Source organism: Blautia obeum ATCC 29174 (genome assembly GCF_025147765.1).
Classification (GTDB): Bacteria; Bacillota; Clostridia; order Lachnospirales; family Lachnospiraceae; genus Blautia_A; species Blautia_A obeum.
Map to the genome: position 1 here is coordinate 2,972,425 of NZ_CP102265.1, position 25,068 is coordinate 2,997,492.

General features: G+C 42.9%; 21 protein-coding genes. All 21 read right to left on the reverse strand.

Annotated elements, in window-relative coordinates; genetic code table 11:
- Window positions 1-9: 9 nt before the first annotated feature.
- The 21 genes from NQ503_RS14355 to rho all read right to left on the reverse strand — a co-directional run bounded on the left by NQ503_RS14355 (window position 10) and on the right by rho (window position 24,930).
- Window positions 10-1,509 (reverse strand): histidine kinase, encoded by a 1,500-nt coding sequence (locus tag NQ503_RS14355; protein WP_005428062.1) that lies wholly within the window; start codon window positions 1,507-1,509, stop codon window positions 10-12.
- Window positions 1,506-2,519 (reverse strand): substrate-binding domain-containing protein, encoded by a 1,014-nt coding sequence (locus tag NQ503_RS14360; RefSeq protein ID WP_117627650.1) that lies wholly within the window; start codon window positions 2,517-2,519, stop codon window positions 1,506-1,508. The genes NQ503_RS14355 and NQ503_RS14360 overlap by 4 nt, the downstream gene beginning before the upstream one ends.
- 164 nt (window positions 2,520-2,683) lie before the next feature.
- Window positions 2,684-3,841, reverse strand: a complete 1,158-nt coding sequence (locus tag NQ503_RS14365) for an ABC transporter permease subunit (RefSeq protein WP_005428066.1) — start codon at window positions 3,839-3,841, stop codon at window positions 2,684-2,686.
- Window positions 3,842-3,881: 40 nt separating this feature from the next.
- Window positions 3,882-5,423: a sugar ABC transporter ATP-binding protein gene (locus NQ503_RS14370; protein ID WP_022389106.1), complete on the reverse strand. Its 1,542-nt coding sequence runs from the start codon at window positions 5,421-5,423 to the stop codon at window positions 3,882-3,884.
- 97 nt (window positions 5,424-5,520) lie between these two features.
- Window positions 5,521-6,651: a substrate-binding domain-containing protein gene (locus tag NQ503_RS14375; RefSeq protein WP_005428070.1), complete on the reverse strand. Its 1,131-nt coding sequence runs from the start codon at window positions 6,649-6,651 to the stop codon at window positions 5,521-5,523.
- A 285-nt stretch (window positions 6,652-6,936) separates the two neighbouring features.
- Window positions 6,937-7,725, reverse strand: coding sequence for a shikimate kinase (locus NQ503_RS14380; protein ID WP_005428076.1), 789 nt, complete (start codon window positions 7,723-7,725; stop codon window positions 6,937-6,939).
- 133 nt (window positions 7,726-7,858) lie between these two features.
- Window positions 7,859-10,174, reverse strand: a complete 2,316-nt coding sequence (locus NQ503_RS14385; protein WP_005428077.1) for an ABC transporter permease — start codon at window positions 10,172-10,174, stop codon at window positions 7,859-7,861.
- A gap of 12 nt (window positions 10,175-10,186) precedes the next feature.
- A complete protein-coding gene (locus NQ503_RS14390) occupies window positions 10,187-10,885 on the reverse strand; it encodes an ABC transporter ATP-binding protein (RefSeq protein WP_005428079.1) in 699 nt (232 codons plus the stop codon).
- 155 nt (window positions 10,886-11,040) lie between these two features.
- The gene (locus tag NQ503_RS14395; RefSeq protein ID WP_005428080.1) at window positions 11,041-11,361 is read right to left on the reverse strand and encodes an AzlD domain-containing protein; all 321 of its coding nucleotides are present in this window, start codon (window positions 11,359-11,361) and stop codon (window positions 11,041-11,043) included.
- Window position 11,362: 1 nt separating this feature from the next.
- The gene (locus NQ503_RS14400) at window positions 11,363-12,088 is read right to left on the reverse strand and encodes an AzlC family ABC transporter permease (RefSeq protein ID WP_055055371.1); all 726 of its coding nucleotides are present in this window, start codon (window positions 12,086-12,088) and stop codon (window positions 11,363-11,365) included.
- Window positions 12,089-12,095: 7 nt separating this feature from the next.
- Complete coding sequence (locus tag NQ503_RS14405; protein WP_044926244.1) at window positions 12,096-12,515, reverse strand: amino acid-binding protein; 420 nt, start codon at window positions 12,513-12,515, stop codon at window positions 12,096-12,098.
- 201 nt (window positions 12,516-12,716) lie between these two features.
- Complete coding sequence (locus NQ503_RS14410; protein ID WP_022389099.1) at window positions 12,717-15,089, reverse strand: ribonucleoside triphosphate reductase; 2,373 nt, start codon at window positions 15,087-15,089, stop codon at window positions 12,717-12,719.
- 222 nt (window positions 15,090-15,311) lie between these two features.
- Entirely contained in the window at window positions 15,312-16,568 is a 1,257-nt protein-coding gene (gene hflX, locus NQ503_RS14415; protein ID WP_005428094.1) for a GTPase HflX, read from the reverse strand.
- Window positions 16,569-16,571: 3 nt separating this feature from the next.
- Complete coding sequence (locus NQ503_RS14420; protein WP_005428095.1) at window positions 16,572-17,735, reverse strand: tetratricopeptide repeat protein; 1,164 nt, start codon at window positions 17,733-17,735, stop codon at window positions 16,572-16,574.
- A gap of 7 nt (window positions 17,736-17,742) precedes the next feature.
- The gene (glmM, locus tag NQ503_RS14425; RefSeq protein ID WP_022389096.1) at window positions 17,743-19,089 is read right to left on the reverse strand and encodes a phosphoglucosamine mutase; all 1,347 of its coding nucleotides are present in this window, start codon (window positions 19,087-19,089) and stop codon (window positions 17,743-17,745) included.
- A gap of 48 nt (window positions 19,090-19,137) precedes the next feature.
- Window positions 19,138-20,052 carry a sugar phosphate nucleotidyltransferase gene (locus tag NQ503_RS14430; protein WP_005428097.1) on the reverse strand — a complete coding sequence of 305 codons (915 nt, stop codon included), beginning with the start codon at window positions 20,050-20,052 and terminating at the stop codon, window positions 19,138-19,140.
- Between the two features lie 40 nt (window positions 20,053-20,092).
- On the reverse strand, window positions 20,093-21,172 hold the full coding sequence (gene prfA, locus NQ503_RS14435; RefSeq protein WP_005428098.1) for a peptide chain release factor 1: 1,080 nt from the start codon (window positions 21,170-21,172) through the stop codon (window positions 20,093-20,095).
- Window positions 21,165-22,055 (reverse strand): peptide chain release factor N(5)-glutamine methyltransferase, encoded by an 891-nt coding sequence (prmC, locus tag NQ503_RS14440; RefSeq protein ID WP_044926247.1) that lies wholly within the window; start codon window positions 22,053-22,055, stop codon window positions 21,165-21,167. Before prmC ends, prfA begins: the two co-directional genes overlap by 8 nt.
- Window positions 22,042-23,034, reverse strand: coding sequence for a DUF1385 domain-containing protein (locus tag NQ503_RS14445; RefSeq protein ID WP_005428100.1), 993 nt, complete (start codon window positions 23,032-23,034; stop codon window positions 22,042-22,044). The genes prmC and NQ503_RS14445 overlap by 14 nt, the downstream gene beginning before the upstream one ends.
- Before the next feature lie 87 nt (window positions 23,035-23,121).
- On the reverse strand, window positions 23,122-23,325 hold the full coding sequence (gene rpmE, locus NQ503_RS14450) for a 50S ribosomal protein L31 (RefSeq protein ID WP_015541906.1): 204 nt from the start codon (window positions 23,323-23,325) through the stop codon (window positions 23,122-23,124).
- Between the two features lie 114 nt (window positions 23,326-23,439).
- Window positions 23,440-24,930, reverse strand: a complete 1,491-nt coding sequence (gene rho, locus NQ503_RS14455; RefSeq protein ID WP_005428102.1) for a transcription termination factor Rho — start codon at window positions 24,928-24,930, stop codon at window positions 23,440-23,442.
- Window positions 24,931-25,068 lie beyond the last annotated feature (138 nt).

The following is a 25,068-nucleotide window of genomic DNA, read 5'->3' on the forward strand; positions in this document are numbered from 1 at the left end:
ACATTATTCTCATTCCAGTTCATCTTTATACACAGGAAGGATGATATGAACTCTGGTCCCTTTCCCTGGTCCGTCACTTTCAATCGTAAACAAATTTTCTTCTTTATAATACAGCTGTAGTCTGTCAATTACATTCCGAACAGCAATTCCCGTGGAAAAACGGTCTTCTTCATTCTGATCTGCGCGTCCGGCCATAACCCTGGCTATCATTTCTTCTGTCATTCCCGCACCATTGTCGCTTACTGTAACATCCAACATCTCACCATTTCGGTGAATTTCCATACGGATCCATCCCGTTTCCATACAGTCATGAATTCCATGCTGCACTGCATTTTCAACCAGTGGCTGCAGAATCATACTCGGAATACGAATATTATCAATACCTTCATCCACTTCCTTAATATAGGTGATATCTCCGGCAAAACGGACATTCAGGATATAAATGTAGTTATCTACCGCCCCAATCTCCTCCCAGAGCATGGCGTCTTCTTCCATCTTACGTACATTATAACGGAAAAAATCTGCCATCTTTTCAAGAAAAATTCCTGTATTATCCGCATCCCCCATCATGGCAAGCTGTGCACCTGCATTCAGACTGTTAAACAAAAAATGTGGATTGATCTGCGCCTGAAGGTATTTCAGCTGAGCCTCCTTCAGATGGGTTTCCATAAGAAGCTCCCGTTCCTTCATCTGTGCCTGACGTTCCATGCTTTCCTTAAGCTGCTCAATATTCTGCCGGATACTTTCCAGCATCTGGTTAAAACTTCGTGTTACAACACCAACCTCATCTTCAACAACTACCGGAAGCTGAGGTACATTTAAGTTACCCTTTGCAACTTCATGCGCTGTATTGGACAATGCTGTAAGTGGACGGATCATATTACGGACAAGAAGCGTTGTGACTGCAAGACCAAGTGCATATACAACCAGCATAACGAAAATACAGAGTTTATAGAGTACATTCATTGCTAAGAGCAGCAGCTGGTAATTTGCCGAGTTCGTTTTAAATCGTAAATTATTCAGCTTATAAATATAGACATTGATATATTCATAAAGCTCATTTTCATCTTCGTAGGAAGTTTTGTATTTTTCTACATTTCTTCCTCGTTTTGCCTGAACCGTCTCATTTGTCTGTTCCAGATAACTTTCTGACATTCTCCGGATATTTTTTTCCAGCATTTTCACTTCATTATCCAGATTTCGGTCATTCAGTTCTTCGATCAGATTCTTGTAATTCTGTTCATAACGATAATAATTTTCCAGAGCCTGTGTGCTCTTGGTATTTAAATATTCATAAACCGTACTCTCTACCTGCTCCAGCGATTCCGAGAGTTCATTCACAGCCGTATTACTGGAAAAGACTGCATCAATTCTTGTAACCGCTGTATGAATCTGCTTAAAGATAAACACATTGATTCCCAGCGCAAACACAAGAACCAGAAGCATAACTCCGCTCAGTCGGGTCTGTATAGAGTTTTTTACGGAAGATATCTCTTTTCCCTGTCTCATTTCTCATCCTCCGTCCTGTAATCCTTTGTATTCTCCTTTGTGATCACATGCTGGTTTACACTATAATAGTTATTACTATGTCCAAGTGACAGATACTCATCCAGTGCATTGACGCTGTATCGGCCAATCTCGTCCATATCCAGAGCAATCGCAGAAGAAATGATTTCCTTATCGATGGCATCCAGAATCACATCTGAATAGTAGAATCCGATCACTTTGACATTACCTACCTGGTTATAATCGATCAGTGCCTGATAAACACACTCTGTCACAACTTCGTCCATACATACCAGAACGTCAGGTAGATTTTCATCATTTACAAACATGTCACGTACAAATTCTTCTGTATCAAAATCTGCACTGCTGTCTACACAGTATTCCGTCAGGTCTACAGACTGGCCTGTTTTTTTCTGTGCCTCCAGTTCCTTTTTGACCTGCGAATAGACAAGATTCGTCTCCTGTGTCTTGGAACTGGATGTAGAAAGAAACATGACACTGGTAGTTCCCTGCGCTTTCAGCATGCCGCTAATCTGCTCTGTGTAAGCACTTCCCGTCTGATAACTGTTTAAGCCGACAAAACTGATCCTGCCTGTTGCAGTATCATCCGTCATAACCGTTACTACAGGGATTTTTTCCTTCAATGCTTCATTGATCAGATGCTGCTCTTCTTTACTTCCATCCGCTTCCAGAATGATTCCATCCACCTGGGAAGCAATTCCGATTTTCAGACAGTCTGCCTGAGAATAGCCGTTCATCTGTTCAGGAGAAAGAAGTTCTACATACGCATCTTTCTCTTCTGCTTCCTTGGATGCACTCTCATAAACCGATTGCCACATACCAGTATCTTTATCATTGGAGATCATCAGATAATGTCTCTGATAGCTTGCCGCATGCTCTCCTTCTCCAAGCTCTACTCTGTCCAGACTTTTCTGAAAATAAATCCAGATACCGGAAAGAAAAAAGATGCAGCCTGCCAGGATGCAAAAAACTGTCAGTGTAAATTTCTTCATAGCTTTCATTCTTTCTGTTTATTTTTATCAGATATCAGTGTAACATATTCCACTCCATAGTGCAAAAGTGTTGTTGTCCATTTCATATCCAGTTATAAAAAGGGCCATTGCGTTACACGCAATGACCCTCATCATTCATTTTATTGATTTGTTATCTGCTTCTATCATCCATTCTTTCTGTTGGATAATACATCGAATACTACTGCGATCAGAAGTACGGCACCTTTTACTACATACTGCCAGGAATCACCGATACCCATGATTGACATACCCATGTTGATAACACCAAGGAGAAGTGCACCGATTACAACACCACCTACAGTACCGCTGCCGCCGTATGCGGAAGCACCACCGATGAAACAGGAGCCGATCGCATCCATCTCGAAGGAAGTACCTGTGCTACCATTTACAGAACCTACACGTGCTGCACAGAGAAGACCTGCAAGACCTGCAAGAAGTCCCATGTTTACATATGCAATGAAGTAAACTTTGTTTGTATCAATACCGGAAAGCTGTGTAGCTTTCTCATTACCACCAATTGCGTAGAAGTAACGTCCAAATGCTGTTTTGGATGTAATAAAGTTGTAGATCAGGCAGATTGCAACTACCCAGATGAACATTACGGAGATACCTTTGTACTGGAACAGTTTATAGCAGTACCAGAGGATAACTACTGCGATGATAACAGCTTTGCTGTAATCAGAAAATGCTGTATTCTGACGATATCCTCTTTTTGCTTTGTTTGCTCTGGAACGAACTACACTGAAGATTACATATACAGCAACAACAATACCAACGATCAGTGCTGAATAGTTTGCAGTGTCATCCAATCCAGGAATATTAATATAAGAAGTAAATACTTTCAGGAAATCTTTGTTCTGGATAGAAACAGTTTTGTTGTCCAGAATCAGACGTCCAAATCCACGGAAGATGAACATACCAGCAAGCGTTGTGATGAATGGAGGAATACGTTTGTAACCGATCCAGTAACCCTGCCAGATACCTACCAGAAGGCCAACAACCAGGCAGATGATGATGGTCAGATATGGGTTCATTCCCTTGTTGCTGATAAGTACTGCTGCAAGACCACCAACCAGGCAGATTACAGCACCAACAGAAAGGTCGATGTTACCACCTGTCAGGATACATAATAACATACCACAGGCAAGAACGAGAACATAACCATTCTGAAGCATTAAGTTTGACATGTTCTGTGCATACAGGAGTCTTCCGTTTGTCAATCCACAGAACAGGATAAATACGATCACCAGTGCAATGACCATTGTATACTTTCTTAAGAAATCTTTTACATTAAATTTCATTTTTTTACCCCTTTCCCAGTAACTGTTCAGTCACTATTTCTTATTTTTTATTCTGTTCCTGCATGATCGAAGCCATAATACGTTCCTGAGTTGCCTCTTCCGCTGTAAATTCACCAGCCAGACGGCCTTCACTCATAACATAGATTCGGTCACACATACCGAGAAGTTCCGGCATTTCAGAAGAAATCATAATGACTGATTTTCCATCTTCTACCATCTTGTTGATCAGGCAGTAGATATCATATTTTGCACCTACATCGATACCTCGTGTAGGTTCATCCAGAATCAGGATATCCGGTTCTGTAAACATCCACTTACCAAGCAGAGCTTTCTGCTGGTTACCACCGGAAAGGTTACCGATTTTCTGCTCATTGGAAGGAGTCTTGGTTCCCATTTCCTTTGTCATCTCATCTGCCAGATGAACTTCCATATCTGTATTGACGACACCTTTCTCACAGACTTTGGAAAGTCTGGCAAGTGTTGTATTAAATCGAATGGATTCTCCGAGAATCAGTCCGTTTGTCTTACGGTCTTCTGTTACATATGCAAGACCATGACGGATCGCATCGTGCGGATTCTTGAGATTTACTTTTTCTCCCTTGATATAAAGTTCACCGGAAATATTGCTTCCATAGCTCTTACCAAATACAGACATTGCAAACTCGGTACGTCCTGCACCCTGCAGTCCTGAGAAACCGACAACCTCACCTTTATGTACCTTACAGTTAATTTTATTATCTACGATCTTCTCGGGATAGAGTGGATGATGAACGGTCCAGTCTTTTACTTCCAGCATAACCTCTTTGCTGACATTATGTTTTCTGGTAGGATAACGGTCATCCATAGAACGACCAACCATACCTTTGATGATACGGTCTTCACTTAAATCATCTACACCCTTGGTCAGTGTCTCGATCGTTGTACCATCTCGGATGATCGTACAGCGGTCTGCACAGTAGATGATCTCATTCAGTTTATGAGTGATGATGATAGAGGTCAGTCCGTTCTTCTTGAATTCCATCAGAAGATCCAGAAGCATCTTTGCATCTTCATCATTCAGAGATGAAGTAGGCTCATCCAGGATCAGAAGTTTAACCTTCTTAGAGAATGCCTTTGCGATCTCTACCAGCTGCTGTTTACCTGTTCCGATATCTTTGATCAGTGTCTGTGCAGATTCATGGAGTCCAACCTGTGCCATGTGTTTTTCTGCTTCACTGTATGTTCTGTCCCAGTCAATGCTGCCGCTTTTATTCTTAATCTCGTTTCCGAGAAACATATTCTCGCCAATAGAAAGTAACGGAATCAGCGCAAGTTCCTGATGGATGATAACGATTCCTTTCGCTTCACTGTCGTTCAGGTTTTTAAACTTGCATTCCTCACCTTCATAGGTAACTGTACCTGTATAACTTCCATATGGATACTGACCACTTAAAACGTTCATCAGTGTGGATTTTCCCGCACCGTTTTCACCGATCAGCGCGTGAATCTCTCCTCGCTGGACTTCAAGATTTACATTGTCCAGAGCTTTGACACCGGGGAACTCTTTTGTAATGTGATCCATTACTAAAATATTGTCTGCCAAAATGGCGCCCCCTTTCAAAAAACCGGGCGGGGCTCTTCACCCCGCCCTAAAATTTCAAATTACATGTTTTATTGGTTACTTAAGCAATTTTTTCTGCTTACTGTGCTGGATGAAGATATCCGTCATCGTCCTGTGTATAGTATCCTGTGTCAACCAGTTCTTCTTTCATGTTGTCTTTTGTTACAACTGTAGGAACCAGAAGGAATGATGGGCATTTATGTCCTTCAGATGTTTCATAGGATTCTGTATCATATGCACAGTCGAAATCCCATTTGGAGTTTGTGATCAGAGAATCATCAATTGTGTCACCTTTCAGCATTGCTTCTGCAAGGTCAAGAGTAACAACTGCTTCGTTTGCAACTGCTTTGTAAACTGTCATGGACTGTTTTCCATCTACGATGTTTGCAAGGTTAGCTTCGTCACCGTCCTGTCCTGTGATCAGAACGTCGTTTTTGCCTGCATAGTCAGATTCGATTGCCTGTGTAACACCGAGTGCTGTGGAGTCATTGGAGCAAAGAGCTACATCCAGCTGAGTTCCATCTGCATAGTAGGAAGCGAGGATGTTCTGCATTCTCTCGAGTGCTGTCTGTGTATCCCATGCTGCTGTTGCTACGGAATCGAAATCAGTCTGTCCGGAAACTACATTCAGTGTGCCTGCATCCAGATACGGTTTCAGAGTGTCATAAGCACCGTTGAAGAAGTATCCTGCATTGTTATCTGCCGGGTCACCTGCTGTGAACTCGATGTTATATGTTTTATCACCTGCATTGTCAAGATCCAGAGTATCGATTACGTACTGGCCCTGCAGAGTACCTACTGTATAGTTATCGAAGGAGATATAATAGGAAACTGCATCGGATTTGATCAGACGGTCATAAGCGATAACCGGGATTCCTGCATCTGCTGCTTCATCCATAACTGTATTAAGTGCTTCACCATCGATAGCTGCAATTACCAGGAGGTTAACTCCATCGGAGATCAGGTTCTGGATATCATTTACCTGACGGTCTGTTTCGTTATCGGAGTATGTCAGCTCTACATCATATCCAGCTGCTTTAAACTGTTCTTCCAGATAAGAACCATCTCTGTTCCAACGTTCCAGAGACTGTGTTGGCATTGAGATACCAATCTTTCCGCCTTCAGCTGCTGCATCATCTGCAAGTACCGGAACTGCACAAGATGTGATTGCCATTGTTGCTGCCATCGCTAAAACTAATTTTTTCTTCATAAAAGAAACCTCCCATTTTTGTTTGCTCTTTAGCTATTTCGTATAGCTTTTTGATGAAATTATAATACCATATGGATATATTAAACAAAATGGACTGTTTTTTGATATATCTTTCAATTTTTGTGATAAAAAAACATCCAGATGGCATGCATCTGGACATTTTCGATATGTTCATTAAAAAAACAATAATTTTGTGCTATTGACAGGTTGTCACTCACTACGTTCGTATCAACCTGTATGTCTCGGGATATTCTCAGACAACAATCTGCTGTATGTTACCCCTGTTTACTCTTCTGCGTCAAGTGCACGGATTCTCTGAACAAGTTCTTCACAGATTTCCAGTTTATCCTTACCATCTGTCTCGATCACAATATCAGCTGCTGCCTGGTATTTCTCACGACGTTTTTCCATCAGGTCTGCAATAAAGTCAACGTTCTTGTTGCCTTCCAGAAGTGGTCTGTCGTGATTATCTTTGACACGGCTTAAGATTGTCTCCGGTTTAGCTGTCAGAAGGACAACGCGTCCATTCTTCTTCATTTCGACTACATTGCGTTCTCTCATCGGCACACCACCGCCACAGGAAATAACTACATTGGTCTTGGACTGCATTTCTATAAGAAGTTCTGTCTCCAGATTACGGAAATACTCTTCTCCATATGTCTCAAAAATATCAGAAATGGACATTCCCTCTCTCTCGGCAATGATCTGGTCCATCTCTACAACTTCCATTGCGAATACTGTCCGCAGGAAATCAGAAATCGTAGATTTACCTGCACCCATGAAACCGATCAGTACAATATTGTAATCAAACAATTTACGTGCCTGGATTCTCTTACTGTTTCTGGTAATTTCTTCAAAAACAGCAGTCACTTCATCTTTATGGCGTCTGCCTTCCATTCTGCGGTTCAGCCATTCTCTCTGTTTTGCTTCCTGCTCCGGCTGAAGGATCGGAATATCATTTGCTTCTTTGTAAGCCATGATATCTTCTACGATTCTGTTACGCATAAGTAATGCATCCAGCACGATCTCATCACACTGTCCAAGGCTCTCTCGAAGTACTTCCAACTGATTCATATGTATCGTTCCCTCTCTTATAAACAAATTTATCGCTGTGAACACTTTATATTCCCTTTGTTCACTGCATCACTATTTGCTCATTATAACAGTTATTTAGCACGTTAACAATATAAAGTGGGAACTTTTTTTATTACTCCGCATTTTTAAGTGCCTCACCCATCGGTACTTTTCGGATTTTTCTGTATTCCAGAAGTGCAACCACTGCATATGTCACAAGCCCGATCACAAACATCTGTACATAGATCATCGGGTCAATCCAGAGCGCGATCCATCCGGAGATACTCTGCAGCATCATTTCCCTGAATAGAATTTCCATGATCGTAGTCTCAATTGGCAGGCTGATCAGAAGGCACAAAACAATCACGATCGACGTAGACAAGATGTATAGCCTGCTGATCTCACCATTGGTATAACCAAGAATCTTCGTCATCGAAATCGACTGTGCATTTTTTTCAATTATGATCTTAGAGAGAAGATATATCAGGATCATATAGATTGCAACTGCAAATAAATTTACCATCCCCATCATACTTCCCATAGAAACACTCAGCTGTCTGGAAATCTTTGTCAGTGCATCCAGGTCGATCACTGAACCTATGTAGCTACTGTCAATATCCGTGATCTCCGTGTTGCTAAAATATCCGCTGAAATAATCATCACCCAGATCAAAGGTCTGATTCAATTCCTCCTGTGGCATGAAAATACAAAGACTGCCATTATAATCATAAATTCCACTGATTTTAAAAGTATACTCGTCATCCTCATATTTTTCTTTGAGTGTGATCGAATCTCCCGGTTTCAGCAGGAATTTATCTGCATACGCTTTCGAAATATACACGCCATCTGAAAAATCCACATCAATGTACTTGCTGTCATCGTGAACGCCATAGAGTGTTACTTCTTCACTTTTGTATTTGGTCGGAAGTGTATTCAGTGAGTAAGCACTGAATTCCTCTGCGTCTTCATTATCTGTTTCTGCGTCATGTGCAAACAGCAGCATATCCAGCATACTTTCAAGCTTATTACTGCCCCCCATCACACTTACCGGCATTGAAAGCATATACTGATATTTTGCCAGCATATTGTTCTGGATCTCCAGCTGGTAATGATCCAGTGCGGACGGGAGCAGAAGGCCAAACATCAGAAGCAGATTTGCAAATATGATCCCCACAAAAAGGACAAGATAATTGCTGATATTCTGAAAGATCACGCGCAGGCGGAATCTGTGAAAAATTTTCATTCGCGGGCTGAGATAAACCGCACGTCTCTGCTTTCTGGAAGAAAGATCTCTTCGCAGAAATTTAAGCGGCGACAGCTTCAGCTTATGATGCAGAACCGCATAGTTAACTACAAACATAATTATTACCGGAACTACTGTCGTCATAAGAAAAGCTTCTGCATTCCAGATTGTCACATAAGTCGGCAGACTGTAGCTTCCATAATACATACCGGCACATACATCCTTAAATGCCGTATAACCTAAAATATTACCGATCAGCGCGCCCACCAGCGTTACGATCACCGGAAGAGTCATATAATGCCGGATCAGCTCATTTTTTGTATAGCCGGATGCCCGAAGCGTTCCGATGACACCAGCTTCTTTTGCAATCGTATTACTGGTCGTGATGCCAAATACAAAAGCCATGATCACGATGATGATATAGAGAAGCATGATCATCATTGCCTTGTCACTTCCCATATCATCTCCAGTAAATATAATCGCCTGATTCTGATATTGCGGCACAAAATTTTCCAAAGTGACAACTTTTCCCATTGCCTTCATCAGATCTTCCGAAACATTCTTTTCCTCGAGTTCTGTCTGCGGTTTTTCATTGTAGGTCCATGCATAATTATATTGCAGCTTATCCTGATCCAGAGAATCAAATTCTTCATCCGTCACTACGCCTACTCCAAACTTTACAGCATCAAACATAGAATCGTTATTACTCTGAAACAAACAGCTGTAATCTGATAATGCAACCAGCCCGGTGATCGTCCAGGACTTTGTCCCATCATCCAGAGTATCTCCAATCTTCAGTGAATTATTATCTGCGTACATACGGTCAATTGCGATCTCACCGGTTTCTAACGGTAATTCTCCGTCCATCAGGCATACTTTATCCACCTCTGTACGATTCTTGAAAAAGCGCATTGTGCTTCCATTTGAAAGAGAATCTTCTATATAATAGTTTTCATAGATTTTGACACCTTCCTCTTCAATTGCCTCGCGCTGTCCTCGATACAGACGCTCTCCGGTACGAAAATTTCCATCTTCAATATTGTATTTTTCAAATCCTTCATCGTATGCCTGGATCATGCTTCCATCTGCAACCAGAAATCCGGACACCATACCGATCGTCGCAACCATCAAGATGAATACAACCAGATATTTTCCAATCTCCCCTTTCAGTTCACGGGGAATTCTTTTTCTCAGAGGACTCTTCATAGCACCGCCCCCTTACCATTCAAGATCCATCGCAGGAATCTTATGCTCGTTCTGATAGTTTTTACGGATCATTCCATCTCGAAGTTTTACCACACGATCTGCCATGTCCTTGATCGCATCATTATGTGTTACCATGATCACAGTATTTCCGTATTTCTGATTCACTGTTTCGATCAATTTCAGAATTTCCTTGGAAGTATTGTAATCCAAGGCACCGGTCGGCTCATCACAGAGCAGAATATCCGGATTTTTTACAATTGCACGCCCAATCGCGGTTCTCTGCTGCTGTCCACCGGAAAGCTGATTCGGAAGTTTCCTCTGATGCTCAAAAAGACCAAGTGTATGCAGAAGCTCATCCACATCCAGTGCCCGGTCACTTAAATAAGCACCCACCTCAATATTCTCCCTCACAGTCAGATTCGGAATCAGGTTGTACATCTGAAAGATATAGCCAAGATGTTTCCGTCTGTACTGAGAAAGTTTCTTTTCTTTCATATCAGCCAGTTTTTCGCCTTCGATAGAAATACTTCCACCATCTGCGTTCTCGATTCCACCGATAATATTCAGCAAGGTGGATTTACCGGAGCCCGACGGCCCCAGAAGTACACAGAATTCCCCTTTTTCAATATCCAGGTCCAGCCCTTTCAGAACATCTACTTTGCTGTCCCCGGTGCCAAATGATTTCTTAATATCCCGAATTTCCAAAAACATAAGTTTCTCCTTTTCATACCTTTGCCAACCTTATCGGTTAGTTGCATCTACACTTATGTTAGTTTAGGCTATCCGTTTTGTCAAGAAAATTTGCTTCATCTAACTATTTTCGAAAAAAAAATCCGGCCCTGCACAAAGCAAAACCAGAACTTTTTCTACATTATAAATTCCATTATTCTCTCTACAATAAATACCGCTGCACACGCGAACAACGCAACCATAAGAAGACTCTTTTCACGATATGCCACGATCAGTGCTACAATGAGTCCCGCCGCACCGGAAATGATCCCGCCTGCCGTTGCTGTCAGGATTGCCGGAAATGTCATAGCAGCAAGACATGCATATGGCACATAGTACAGAAAGGATTTTACAAACGGACTGGTGATTTCCCTTTTGAAAAGGACCAGTGGAAGCATACGAATCAGATATGTTACGCCTGCCATCACCAGAATATACAGATATACATTCGGTTTCATATCAGTTTGCTGCCTCCTTTTCCTCTGTTTCTTTTTCCTCAACCGGGCAGAAATGTGCTGCCAACCCTGCTACCAGCAATGTCGTGATAATGATCACAAATCCGGTAGAAACTTTATTCAGTACCGGAACCACTGCAAATAACGTACTCACAGCCATCGCTCCGATCACTACGCCAAGAACGGCTCGATTTTTCTTTGCCGGTGGAATGATCACCGCAAGAAACATTCCATAGATTGCCACACTCAGTGCACTTACCAAGAAATCTGGAAGCAGGCTTCCAGAAACAGCTCCTGCCAGTGTTCCCAGTGTCCATCCCGGAATCGCGACACACATTACACCATAATTATACCACGGACTGATCCTTCCCTCCTGACTTGCACTGACACCAAAAATCTCATCTGTCACACCAAACGCAACCGCAAGTCTGTGTCCATTGGAAACACCTTTTTCCAGTTTCTGTGACAGAGAAAAAGACATCAGACAGTATCTTAAGTTGATAACCAGCTGCGTCAGTGCCATCTCCCACAGCGAACCACCGGCTGCAATGATTCCAATACCTGCAAACTGTCCTGCCGAGGTAAGATTTGTCAGTGAGATCAGAACTGCCTGCCATGCAGTCAGACCTGACTGAATAGCCATGATCCCAAAGGTAAAGGATACCGCAAAGTATCCCAGGCCAATCGGAATTCCATCCTGAAGGCCTTTCCCAAAGCTTGTTTTATTCATGCCTGTATCAGTCCTCCAGTGAATTCAGTACACGGAATCCATTATTGCTCAGTACATTTTCTGTCACAAATACATCATCTGTCTGAAGGATCATGATCGGAAGGCTGTTTTCTCTATGATAGGATGTATAAATATAATCCAGATTCACATTACAGTTGCCAAGGACCTGCAGTACGGTATTCAGTCCGCCCACTTCATCTTTCAGGTCTACAGCAATGACCTCTGTCACACGATTCATATATCCATTCTCACTCAGAAGTTTCTCTGCTTCATCTGCCTGGTTTGTTATCATACGAAAAAGAGCAAACTCCGGTGCATCAAAGCATGCAAATCCATAAATATCAATTCCTGCTTCTGCCAGAAGTTCGGTGACTTTCTGAAGACTTCCTGCTTTATTTTCAATAAATACAATGTTCTGTTCGATCATTTTCTCTCTCCTCGTCCTGTGCATAAATAAATTAAAACTTGCATATTATACCAACTTTATCCATTATACTCACGTTTCTTTCAAATGTAAACCTTTGCAGTGGACAAAAAAATCCTGCGGAAATGTTCTGTACGTTTTCTTTCTGTACACCAAACCCTTCCACAGGACTCTTTTCAGTAGAACTTATCCACCTGTATTCTTTTAATCTAACTCTTCATCCACATATTTCTGAATATTGGATGCATTTACATATTTCTTCAGATGTTCTCCATCCGTAATGACCAGTGTCGGTGCCTGCATAATGCCAAACTGACGTGCCATATCCGGATTCTTCTCTGCATCAATGATCTCCAGATCTTCACCTTCCAGCATCTTCTTTGCCATGCGGCAGTTTGGACAGGTGTTGGTTGTAAACAGATATTTATGTGTTTCTACCGGCTCGATCTTGACATCATCATCTGTCACTGTAACCATACTGGTATGGACTTTCTTAAGTTTGGAGTGAAGCACATCATACAGTGTACGGTTCTTGTACTCCTGCGCTTTTCCATCATTCCAGTTCTGTACCGGACGGTAATATCCGGTAATTCGACTGTAAACCTCTGCTTTCTTTCCACATTTCGGACAGGTAAAGTGCTCACCACTTAAATATCCATGTTCCTTACATACGGAGTAAGTAGGTGAAATCGTATAGTATGGAAGTTTATAGTTCTCGGCAATCTTGCGTACCAGAGATGCAGCAGCCTTCCAGTCCGGAAGTTTTTCACCGAGGAATGCATGGAATACGGTACCAGATGTATAAAGAGTCTGCAGTTCATCCTGAATATCCAGTGCATCAAAAATATCTGAGCTGTATTCTACCGGCAGATGGGAACTGTTGGTATAATACGGAGTATCTCCTTTGCTTCCGGCTGTACGGATATCCGGCCAGCGCTTACGGTCATGTTTTGCAAGACGATATGCCGTAGATTCTGCCGGAGTCGCCTCCAGATTAAACAGTTCGCCCGGATATTCTTCCTGATAATCAGAAAGACGGTTGCGCATGTGTGTAAGAACCTCTTTTGTAAATTTCTGCGTACGCGGATCGCTCATGTCACAGCCAAGCCATTTCGCATTCAGACCGGCTTCATTCATGCCTACCAGACCAATGGTCGAAAAATGATTGTCAAAGCTTCCAAGGTATCTCTTCGTGTACGGATAAAGACCTTCATTCAGAAGTTTTGTAATAACCTCTCTCTTGATATGCAGTGATCTTGCAGAAATATCCATCAGACGATCCAGTCTTCTGTAGAATTCTTCCGGTGTCTTGGACTGATATGCGATACGTGGCATGTTGATCGTAACAACACCTACCGAACCGGTACTTTCACCGGATCCGAAGAATCCGCCACTCTTCTTACGCAGTTCACGAAGATCCAGACGCAGACGGCAGCACATGCTTCGAATATCACTTGGTTTCATATCACTGTTGATATAATTTGAAAAATATGGAGTTCCATATTTGGAAGTCATCTCAAACAGCAGACGATTGTTCTCAGTATCGGACCAGTCGAACTCTTTTGTGATAGAATATGTCGGGATTGGATACTGGAACCCACGTCCATTGGCATCTCCCTCGATCATCGTCTCAATAAAAGCCTTATTGACCATGTCCATTTCTTTTTTGCAGTCTTTGTATTTGAAATCCATATCTTTGCCGCCAACGATCGCAGGAAGCTCTGCAAGATCATCCGGAACCGTCCAGTCCAGTGTGATATTGGAAAACGGTGCCTGTGTTCCCCAACGGCTTGGTGTATTCACGCCATAAATGAAAGATTCAATACATTTCTTAACTTCCGGATAACTCAGGTTGTCCACCTTGACAAAAGGTGCCAGATACGTATCAAAAGAAGAAAATGCCTGCGCACCAGCCCATTCATTCTGCATGATTCCAAGGAAATTCACCATCTGATTACAAAGGACACTCAGGTGCTTTGCCGGCGCGGATGTAATCTTGCCTTCGATGCCACCCAGCCCTTCTTTGATAAGCTGTTTCAATGACCATCCTGCACAGTAACCGGTCAACATGGACAGATCATGAATATGGATATCCGCATTTCTGTGTGCATCTGCGATCTCATTGTCATAGATTTCGGATAACCAGTAATTGGCTGTAACCGCACCGGAATTGCTCAAGATCAGACCACCTACCGAATATGTGACAGTAGAGTTCTCTTTTACTCGCCAATCCTCGACCTTCACATAACTGTCCACGATCTCTTTGTAATCCAGAATCGTGGATTTCATATTACGGATCTTTTCCCTCTGTTTACGATAGAGGATATATGCCTTGGCAACATCACTGTATCCGGCCTGGATCAGAACATTCTCCACACTGTCCTGAATATCTTCTACGGTTACCTTCCCATCCTGGATCTTATTCTGGAAATCTGCAGTAACACGAAGGGCCAAAAGGTCGATCATATCTTTACTGTAGTTTTTTTCTTTTGCATCAAATGCTTTATCAATAGCTGATGTAATCTTTGCCATCTGAAATTCAGCAATTTCACCATCACGTTTTACTACCTGAAACATGTTATACATTCCTCCCTCTACTACTTGCACCTGTATTATATACGGTCATATTCATACCGTGAATTACATGCTGCAGATTGCTGTTTTCTCCGTTCACAGCAACCGTGTAGAACCTATTGTAGCAGACTCTTATCTATACGTCAATAGACAAAAACACCATATATTGTGCCGCTAATGTAAGTGCACAACTATATGGTGTTGTCCAATATTCCCGTTTTTCCTTTATTTATGGGACTTTGGCATTACTGAAGCAAAGATTTCTGCAGGTACTCTCGCCTTTACAAAAATTCCATCTTCCCGATATTCTTCAGAAAGCAGACTTCCATACTCCCGGATGATCTGAATCTTACCAGCCTCTTTGTAAGTATATAATTCTTCCAGATAAATCTGGCTCTCTGCGAGGAGTTTTGCCAGAACATCTTTAAGTTCCTCCAGGCCCTCTCCTGTACGGGCAGAACATTTGACTGTATAATCCGCCCGAAAATCCCGAAGCGATTCTCCCTGCACCTGATCCTGCTTATTCAGGAGTGTAATGATCTTTTTACCTGTCGCTCCCAGCTCTCGGAGTGTCTCATACACCGTATGCATCTGAAGCTCTGCCTGCGGATTGGAAGCATCTACCACATGAATGATATAATCTGCATACTTAGCCTCTTCCAGCGTACTTTTAAACGCTTCTACCAGATGATGTGGCAGCTTGCGGATAAATCCTACAGTATCTGTCAGAAGGATCTGCTGCCCATCTTTGAGTTCCAATACACGCGTCGTCGGATCCAATGTTGCGAACAGCTTATCTTCTGCCAGAATGCCGGCTCCTGTCAGTGTATTCAAAAGCGTTGATTTTCCTGCATTTGTATAGCCTACGATCGCCGCTGTCTTCAGATTTCCTCTACTTCTCTTGCCTCTGATCAGTTCACGGTGTTTCTCTACCTGCGCAAGTTCTGCTTTCAGAGCAGATATTCTGGTACGGATCAGACGTCTGTCTGTTTCCAGTTTTTTCTCACCCGGTCCTCTTGTTCCGATACCACCGCCAAGTCTGGAAAGAGATTCGCGCAGTCCGACCAGACGCGCCGACCGGTAACGAAGCTGCGCCAGTTCTACCTGAATCTTACCTTCACTTGTGGTCGCACGGCCGGCAAAGATATCCAGGATCAGAAGTGTTCGATCCATAACCTTGCAGTCCAGTTCTCTCTCCAGATTATTCATCTGTGCCGGTGAAAGCTCATCATCGCAGATCACCCCATTGGCATCATACGCTGCCAGAAGCGCCGCAACCTCTTCTATCTTACCTTTGCCGATATAAGTTCCAGGGTGTACTGCTTCACGGTTCTGGATTACTTTCCCAACGGTTACAGCGCCTGCAGTGGCCGCCAGTTCTTCCAGTTCGTCAAGCGATGCAGCAACATCCTCGTCCTGTTCTGTCTGTACACCGATCAGGATGACACGCTCTTCTATCTCCTTGAAATCATAAAACTGCATAGATCAGTACTCCTCTTCACCAGCTTCATCAGAAGTATCTGCAGCATCACCTGCATCAGAAGCCGCCTCTGCATCAGTATTCTCCGTTGTATCAGAAGCTGTATCATTACTCAGTTCACCATTACGTGACTGAAGGAAGGTCAGTTCCTTTGCTGCATTCTCGTCATCCGGGAACATCTTGATATATTCCTGCATTTTGCTCAGTGCTGTTGAAAAATCCAGTTTTTTCTCATATACCACGATCTCATTGAACAGCAGATCCTGCATTTCTTCTGTAGATGCATCTTCCAGCCCCTTGCTGATATTCTCCAGTGCACTGTCATAAGAGCCATCGTCCATATCACAAAGTGACAGACCATTGTAACCTTTGGCCGGATCACTGCCATCCGCTGACACATACTGCTGATACATACTTCTGGCATTGGAAGTATCTCCCTGTGCGCGGTAGACCATTCCCAGAAGAAGCATTCCTTCTGTACTCTTCTGATTCACAGCCTCCGTAAGTTCCTTCTGTGCATTGGAATAATCTTCCATATAATAATAGACTTTTCCTCTGTTGCAGTAATCCTCTGCATTTTTCGGTTCTGTTTTCAACGCAGCCTCAAGATATCGTGTACCATCTGCTTCCATATCCTTTTCCAGATATGCCTCATAGATCTGGATCGCTCTGTCATAAGTGGCATCTTCTCCGTAGGCTTCTGTAAAGTTCGAAGAAGCCTCATCATAAGAATCCATTGCCAGTGCCACACATCCTGTCAGATAATATGTCTCCGCATCCATGCTGTAGCTTTCTGCCAGTGTCTGACAATCCGCCATCGCAGCATCATTCAGTTCGGATTTTAATTCTGCGGTTGCTCTGTAAGCAAGCATATCTTTCTTAAGTGCTTTTCCTGCTTTTTCATCGTTCAGACCATTGGTCAGGCTGTCAATGGCATCCTGATAATTTCCAAGATGAATATTTGCGATTCCGGCCCCACGATATGCCTCTGCTGTTTTATATCCAGCAGTGATCGATGACTGATACCCCTGAAGGGCATAATCATAACTGCCCTGTGCAAGATCTGCACAGGCCTGGTCATAAGTTTTCTTTTCTTCCCCTCCACAGCCGGTCAGCATTCCAAATGTCAGTCCGGCTGTCAGCATCCATACGATTCTTTTATTTTTCATTGATATCCTATTCTACTACGAGTCCTTCTTCTTCCATTACACGAACAACGTTATTTACGTGTTCTGCACAGATTTCCTCTGTTCCGGCCTCTACCATGACACGAATCAGCGGCTCTGTACCACTTTCTCTTACAAGAATACGTCCATCTGTGCTGAGTGCTCTTGCAGCAGCCTCTACCGCTTCAACAACCTTCGGATTTTCTCTTGCAGTCTTCTTGTCTGCAACACGAACATTGCGGAGAATCTGCGGATAAACCTTCATTTCTTTTGCCAGATCACAGAGCGTTGCCTTCTGCTCCACACAAGCTTCCATGATCATAAGAGAAGTCAGGATTCCATCCCCGGTGGCTGCATAGCGACTGAAAATAACATGTCCGGACTGTTCTCCACCAATACTGTAGTTATTCTCAAGCATATTTTCGGCAACATATTTATCACCAACTGCCGTCTGTTCATAGTTGATGCCTTCTGCCTCAAATGCCTTGTAAAGTCCCATATTTGACATAACAGTTGTAACTACGGTATTTCCATTCAGTTTTCCCTGAGATTTCAGGAATTTACCGCAGACATACAGAATCTTGTCTCCATCAATGATATTTCCCTTATGGTCTACTGCAATACAACGGTCGGCATCTCCATCATATGCAAAACCGATATCCAGTCCGTTATCCACCACATATTTCTGAAGTACTTCAATATGCGTGGATCCACACGCTCTGTTGATGTTTGTTCCATCCGGGTCATTGTTAATGACATAAGTTTTTGCACGCAGAGCGTCAAAAACACTCTTTGCGATCGCAGAAGAACTTCCGTTGGAGCAATCCAGACCAACTTTGATATTTTTGAAATCGCGGCACGGAATGGAGATCAGGTATCCGATATAACGATTACGTCCGGAAGCAAAATCTACAGTACGTCCAATATCTTCTCTTGTTGCATATGGAAGTTCTTCAATCTTGCCATCCAGATATGCTTCGATTCTTGCCTCAACTTCAGCCTCGATCTTCTGTCCGTTTCCGTTCAGAAGTTTGATTCCATTATCATAGAATGGGTTGTGACTTGCAGAGATCATGATTCCACAGTCAAAATCTTCTGTACGTACTGCATAGGAAACACTCGGTGTAGTCGTTACATGAAGCAGATATGCATCTGCACCTGATGCAGTCAGGCCGGCAACCAGTGCATACTCAAACATATAACTGCTGCGTCTTGTATCTTTACCGATGACGATTTTGGCTTTATGATCACGGCCATAATACCATCCCACATATCTGCCCACTTTAAATGCATGATCTACTGTCAGCTGAATGTTTGCTTCTCCACGAAAACCATCTGTTCCAAAATATTTACCCATTTTTAACTCCTTACTGTGCACCCTTCTGCACATGATTGATCACATTTATTATTTATAAAGATTTGAAGGATATACTCCTGATTTTACAAGATTCGCAAATGCCTCTGTAACAGCCGCTTTATCTTCCTGATATGTTACACCAAACCAGGTATCTTTTGTCTCAAGAACATCTACTTTTGCTTTGCCTTCTTTGATCAGACAGTCAATCATCTCCGGAAGAAGATACTCTTTCTTAATATCCCCCTCTTTGATCTCAGAAAGAAAATCTACAAATCCCTTTTCCAGTGTATCCATAAATACCGGTGTCAGCCCCCACATATTCATGGAAACAAGGCTCTTCACATCCAGTTTCTCGACTTTATCATCATTACGTGCTTCCGCACCGTCTGCTGTCTTAAAAATGTTATGTGTCTCCGTAACACCTGTCAGCGCGCCCTCTTCAATATGGCATACTCCTCTGGTAACACTTCCATTGTCACTCAGAGTATTTCCAAGACGGAAACCAGCCATACAGATATGGAGAATTCCATCGTCCGGCTGTTCCTGGATCAGATAATCATGGACTTTCACATAGGCTTCCTTACCATAATAATCATCCGCATTAATTACCATAAAAGGCTCATTCAGAACAGCTTTTGCTGCAAGTACAGCCTGACCGGTTCCCCACGGTTTGGTACGGTCTGCCGGTTTCTCAAATCCAGCCGGAAGATCTTCCAGCGCCTGGAATGCATATTCTACCTCCGTGATCTTTTCGATCCTCTCCCCGATTACACGGCGGAACTCCTCTTCCAGATCTTTACGAATGATAAATACAACTTTATTAAACCCTGCCTCCAGAGCATCATGAATGGAATAATCCATAATGATCTCACCATTTGGTCCTACTGGTGCAAGCTGTTTGATTCCTTTTCCAAAACGGCTTCCAATTCCGGCAGCCATAATAACAAGTGCTGTCTTTTTCATAAAAATATCCTCCTTATGCACACTGGCATTCTACATTTGTTTATGCATCTTCCTCATTTAATGAACTCAGTTTTGCGGCCTGGTCTGCTGCTATCAGGCTGTCCAGAATTTCATCCAGATCTCCTCCAAGAACAGCGTCCAGACGGTGAAGTGTCAGCTTGATCCTATGGTCTGTCACACGTCCCTGAGGGAAATTGTAAGTACGGATCTTTTCGGAACGATCTCCTGTTCCGATCTGGCTTCTTCTGGCTTCCGCCTCCGCATCATGCTGTTTGGCCAGTTCCATCTCATACAGACGGGAACGAAGCACTTTCAATGCCTTATCTTTATTCTTGAGCTGTGATTTTTCATCCTGGCAGGAAATAACGATTCCTGTCGGGATATGTGTAAGACGTACTGCAGAGTCTGTTGTATTGACGCACTGTCCACCGTTTCCGGATGCTCGGAACACATCAAACTTACAGTCGTTCATATCCAGATGGAAATCAATTTCTTCGGCTTCTGGCATAATTGCCACAGTACAGGTAGACGTATGGATACGTCCACCGGATTCTGTCTCCGGGACTCGCTGTACACGATGTACCCCACTCTCATACTTCAGACGGGAATATGCTCCCTGTCCCTGGATCATAAATGTAACTTCTTTGAATCCGCCGATCCCATTCTCATTCAGACTCATCATCTCCGTCTTCCATCTGCGGGATTCTGCGTATTTCACATACATACGATAAATCTCTGCTGCAAACAGAGCAGCCTCATCACCGCCCGCACCTGCACGGATCTCTACGATAACGTTTTTGCTGTCATTCGGATCTTTTGGTAAAAGAAGGATCTTCAGTTCCTTTTCAAGTTCTTCCACACGCTTCTTTGCATCAGAAAGTTCTTCTTTCAGCATTTCACGCATTTCTTCATCCTTTTCTTCTTCCAGCATGGAAAGACTGTCCTGAATCGTTTCTTTATTGTCTTTATATTCTTTATAGGCATCTACGATCGGCTGCAGCTCACTCTGCTCTTTCATCAGCTTCTGAAAACGTTCCTGGTTGTCCGTTACTCCCGGCTCACCAAGCTCATTCAGAACTTCCTCAAAGCGCACAAGCAGATCCTCTAATTTATCAAACATTCTGTTCCTCCTGCATTTTTCTTCCTGTAACAACCCTGTCCAGCCCGGCAAGGTCTTTTTTTATTTCTATCTGTTCAAAACCATTTTTTTTCATAATTTCCGACACATCCATACCCTGATCACAACCGATCTCGTACATCAGCCATCCGCCGGGTTTCAGATATGTGCCCGCCTGTTCTGTGATCTTTTCATAAAAATACAGACCATTTTCTTTGCCATCCAGTGCAAGCACCGGATCATGAAAACGCACTTCCTCCATCAGACCTTCAATATCTTCAGTCCGGATATATGGCGGATTTGAAATAAGCATATCATATTCCATGTGGTCATTTCCACTGTTTTTCCGAAAATAATCTGCCGAAAACAGATCACTCTGTATCAGCTCAGCTCTCTGTTCCAGTCCCAGACGTTTTCGATTCTCCTTTGCCACACAAAGTGCTCCTTCTGAAACATCCACACCTGTTCCTAATGCCTGTGGCAATTCCAGAAGAAGACTCAGAAGAATACATCCGGAACCGGTACACATATCCAGGATCTGCGGTTTCTCCAGATTCCTCATGCGAGAAATCGCTTCTTCCACAAGCACCTCTGTATCCTGTCTCGGTACAAGTACACGTTCATCCACACAAAATTCGTATCCCATAAAATATGCACGCCCGGTAATATGCTGCAGCGGGATATGCTGAGCACGTTTTGTGCACAGCGTTCGATAACGTTCTTCTGTTTTAGCATCCAGTCCATCATCCATATGTGCATAATACCATGCTCTTGTAATATCTGCCGTATACTCCAGAAGGAGCCAGGCATCTAACCTGGCTTCTTCGATTGCGGCAGTTTCCAGAAGCTGGATTCCATCTTCCAGAACATCTTTATATGTCCGCATTTTTTTCCTCATTTTCTTCTGGCTTCCAGCCGAATTCTTCTTTCAGATATTCTCTCCAGTCAAAAACAGCCTCTACTGCTGCAATCGCTACTTCAGCCATATCTGCTGTCGGCTCTTTGGTTGTCAGCTTCTGCATTGCAAGTCCCGGTTTGCTCAAAATATCAGCAAGTCTGCTGTCTGTTCTGCCAGCCCACTGAATAAGTTCAAAAGAAACGCCTGACACGATTGGAACCATCAGAAGACGCCCAAACAGGCGAACCCAGTAGCCCGGTACCAGCACAAAAATAAAATGCAGGAATATACTGACGATCATTACCAGAAAAAGGAAACTTGTCCCACATCTTTTGTGCTGTCTGGAGCTTGCCAGGACATTTTCCACAGTAAGTGGAAGTCCATGTTCCACACAGTTGATGCATTTATGTTCTGCACCATGATACATAAACGTACGCTGAATATCCTTCATTCTTGAGATCAGCAGCATATATCCCATAAACAGTGCCAGTTTCACAAATGCTTCTGCAACTGTTACCCCTACTTCAGAAGCACCAACCTTGCGCAGAAGGCTTGCCAGTGCATACGGAAGCAGCATAAAAGCTGCAACAGAAACAACTATGGAAATAGCAACCGTTATGTAAAGAAGCCACTGAAACTGCTTTGCTTCTTTCGCTTTCTTTGCAGAAAGTTCTTCCTCTGTCAGTGTCGCATTCTTTGCAGCTTCCTTCTCGTCCTCTTCATCGCCTGCAATCTCAGCAGAATACATCAGACATTTGGTTCCTACTACCAGTCCGTCAACAAAGCTTACCACTCCGCGGATGATCGGCCATTTCAAAAATGCAGCCTTTCCAAATGTACATTTGTAATCTTCTACCTTTAATTCTATTTCTTTATCCGGACGGCGTACTGCAATGGCATATTTGTCCTTGTGACGCATCATGATGCCTTCCATTACTGCCTGACCACCAATATTCGATGATTTCATATATCACTCCATTATCACTGATAAAAGCAAAGAAAGGTTGAGATTTCCCAACCTCAACCTGTCTCTTCTTTCATTATTCAGTCTGAATTATTTGTTTAAGCCGTATTTCTTGTTGAACTTATCGATACGTCCACGAGCCTGAGCTGCTTTCTGCTGTCCAGTGTAGAATGGATGGCATTTGGAACAGATTTCAACATGGATATCTTTCTTAGTAGATCCTGTTACGAATGTGTTTCCACAGTTGCAGGTTACAGTTGCCTGATAGTAGTTCGGATGGATTCCTTCGCGCATGATTTTCACCTCTCTATATTTCTCTATTTTTCTATTCGTATTAACTTAACGAAATTGCTAATTTATTTCGCAGCTTTCTGATTATAACACACTGATTTCTCAAATGCAAGTCGTTTATAAAAATTTCTGTTTTTTTGCCGTCTGCACAAATTCCTCATTATTCTTCGTTCTGGAGAACATATTCAGGATCTGTTCCACAGCATCTTCGGCCTTCAGACTGTTCAGTGCACGGCGCATATTATAAACTGCTTCCTGTTCATCCGGAGTCAGGAGCAGATCCTCTCGTCTGGTACCTGATTTCTGGATATCGATTGCCGGAAATACTCTCTTTTCCTGCAGTTTACGGTCAAGAACCAGTTCCATATTACCGGTTCCTTTAAATTCTTCATAAATAACATCATCCATTTTGCTTCCGGTGTCTACCAGTGCAGTAGCAAGGATCGTCAGGCTTCCACCTTCTCTCATATTACGTGCTGCTCCGAAAAATCGCTTCGGCATGTGAAGTGCTGCCGGATCCAGACCACCGGACAGCGTCCGGCCACTTGGTGTCACACAGAGATTATACGCTCTCGCAAGTCTTGTGATCGAATCCAGAAGGATCGTTACATCCTGTTTATGTTCAACCAGTCGGCGAGCACGCTCTACGACCATCTCTGAAACACGTCTGTGATGATCCGGAAGTTCATCAAAAGTAGAATAAATAACCTCTACATTGCTTCCACGAATCTCTTCTTTAATATCCGTAACTTCCTCTGGACGTTCATCGATCAGAAGAATGATCAGATGCATATCCGGATTATTCTTGAGAATCGATTTGGCAACATCTTTCAGAAGGGTTGTCTTGCCGGCTTTCGGTGGTGATACGATCATGCCTCGCTGTCCCTTGCCGATCGGACTTAGAAGATCCATGATCCTCATTGCCACGGTTCCACCTGGTCTTTCCATACGCAGACGCTCATTCGGAAAGATTGGCGTCATATCTTCAAAATTATATCGTCTCTGTCCCTCACTCGGTGGAAAACCATTGATGGAATCCACATAAAGAAGGGCACTGAATTTCTCTCCCTGTGTTTTAATACGGATGCTTCCTTTCAGGATATCACCGGTTTTCAGATTGAACCGGCGTATCTGAGACGGTGATACATAAATATCATTTTCACCTGGGAGATAATTTGCACAGCGAATAAATCCATATCCGTCCGGAAGGACCTCCAAAATACCATTTGCTTTTTCTCCACTGTCAAGCTGTGCCGTATCGGTCGGATTCTTATGTGCATATTCCGTCCGTTCTGTATAATTTCTGTCCTGATAATTTCGTTCCTGATAGTTCCGGTCCTGATAATTTTTATCCTGATATGTTTTTCTCTCATTCACCTCATAAGATGTTCTGTTTTCTCTTACTCTATTTTCCTGTCTGCCCGGTTCCTCCTGCAGGATTTCAGTTTTTTTCATTTCTGCCTCTCCACCGGTGGACTCTTTTTCATCTTCCTGGAGCATACGCTCTATCAGTTCAGGTTTCCTCAATGTAGAAATCCCTTTCAATCCTCTCGCTTTTGCCAGATCTTTTAATGTTGCAAGCGACAATGATTCGTATTTTTCTCTCATAAAAAAATCCTCTCTGTCTTCTCAAAACCTGTTTACTTGATAATAAAATTATTTACGGAATATTTGTCTGAAATGACATGAATCAGAATACCAGCAGACACCATACAGAAGGTGTCACCGGTAAAACTGATAAGTAAT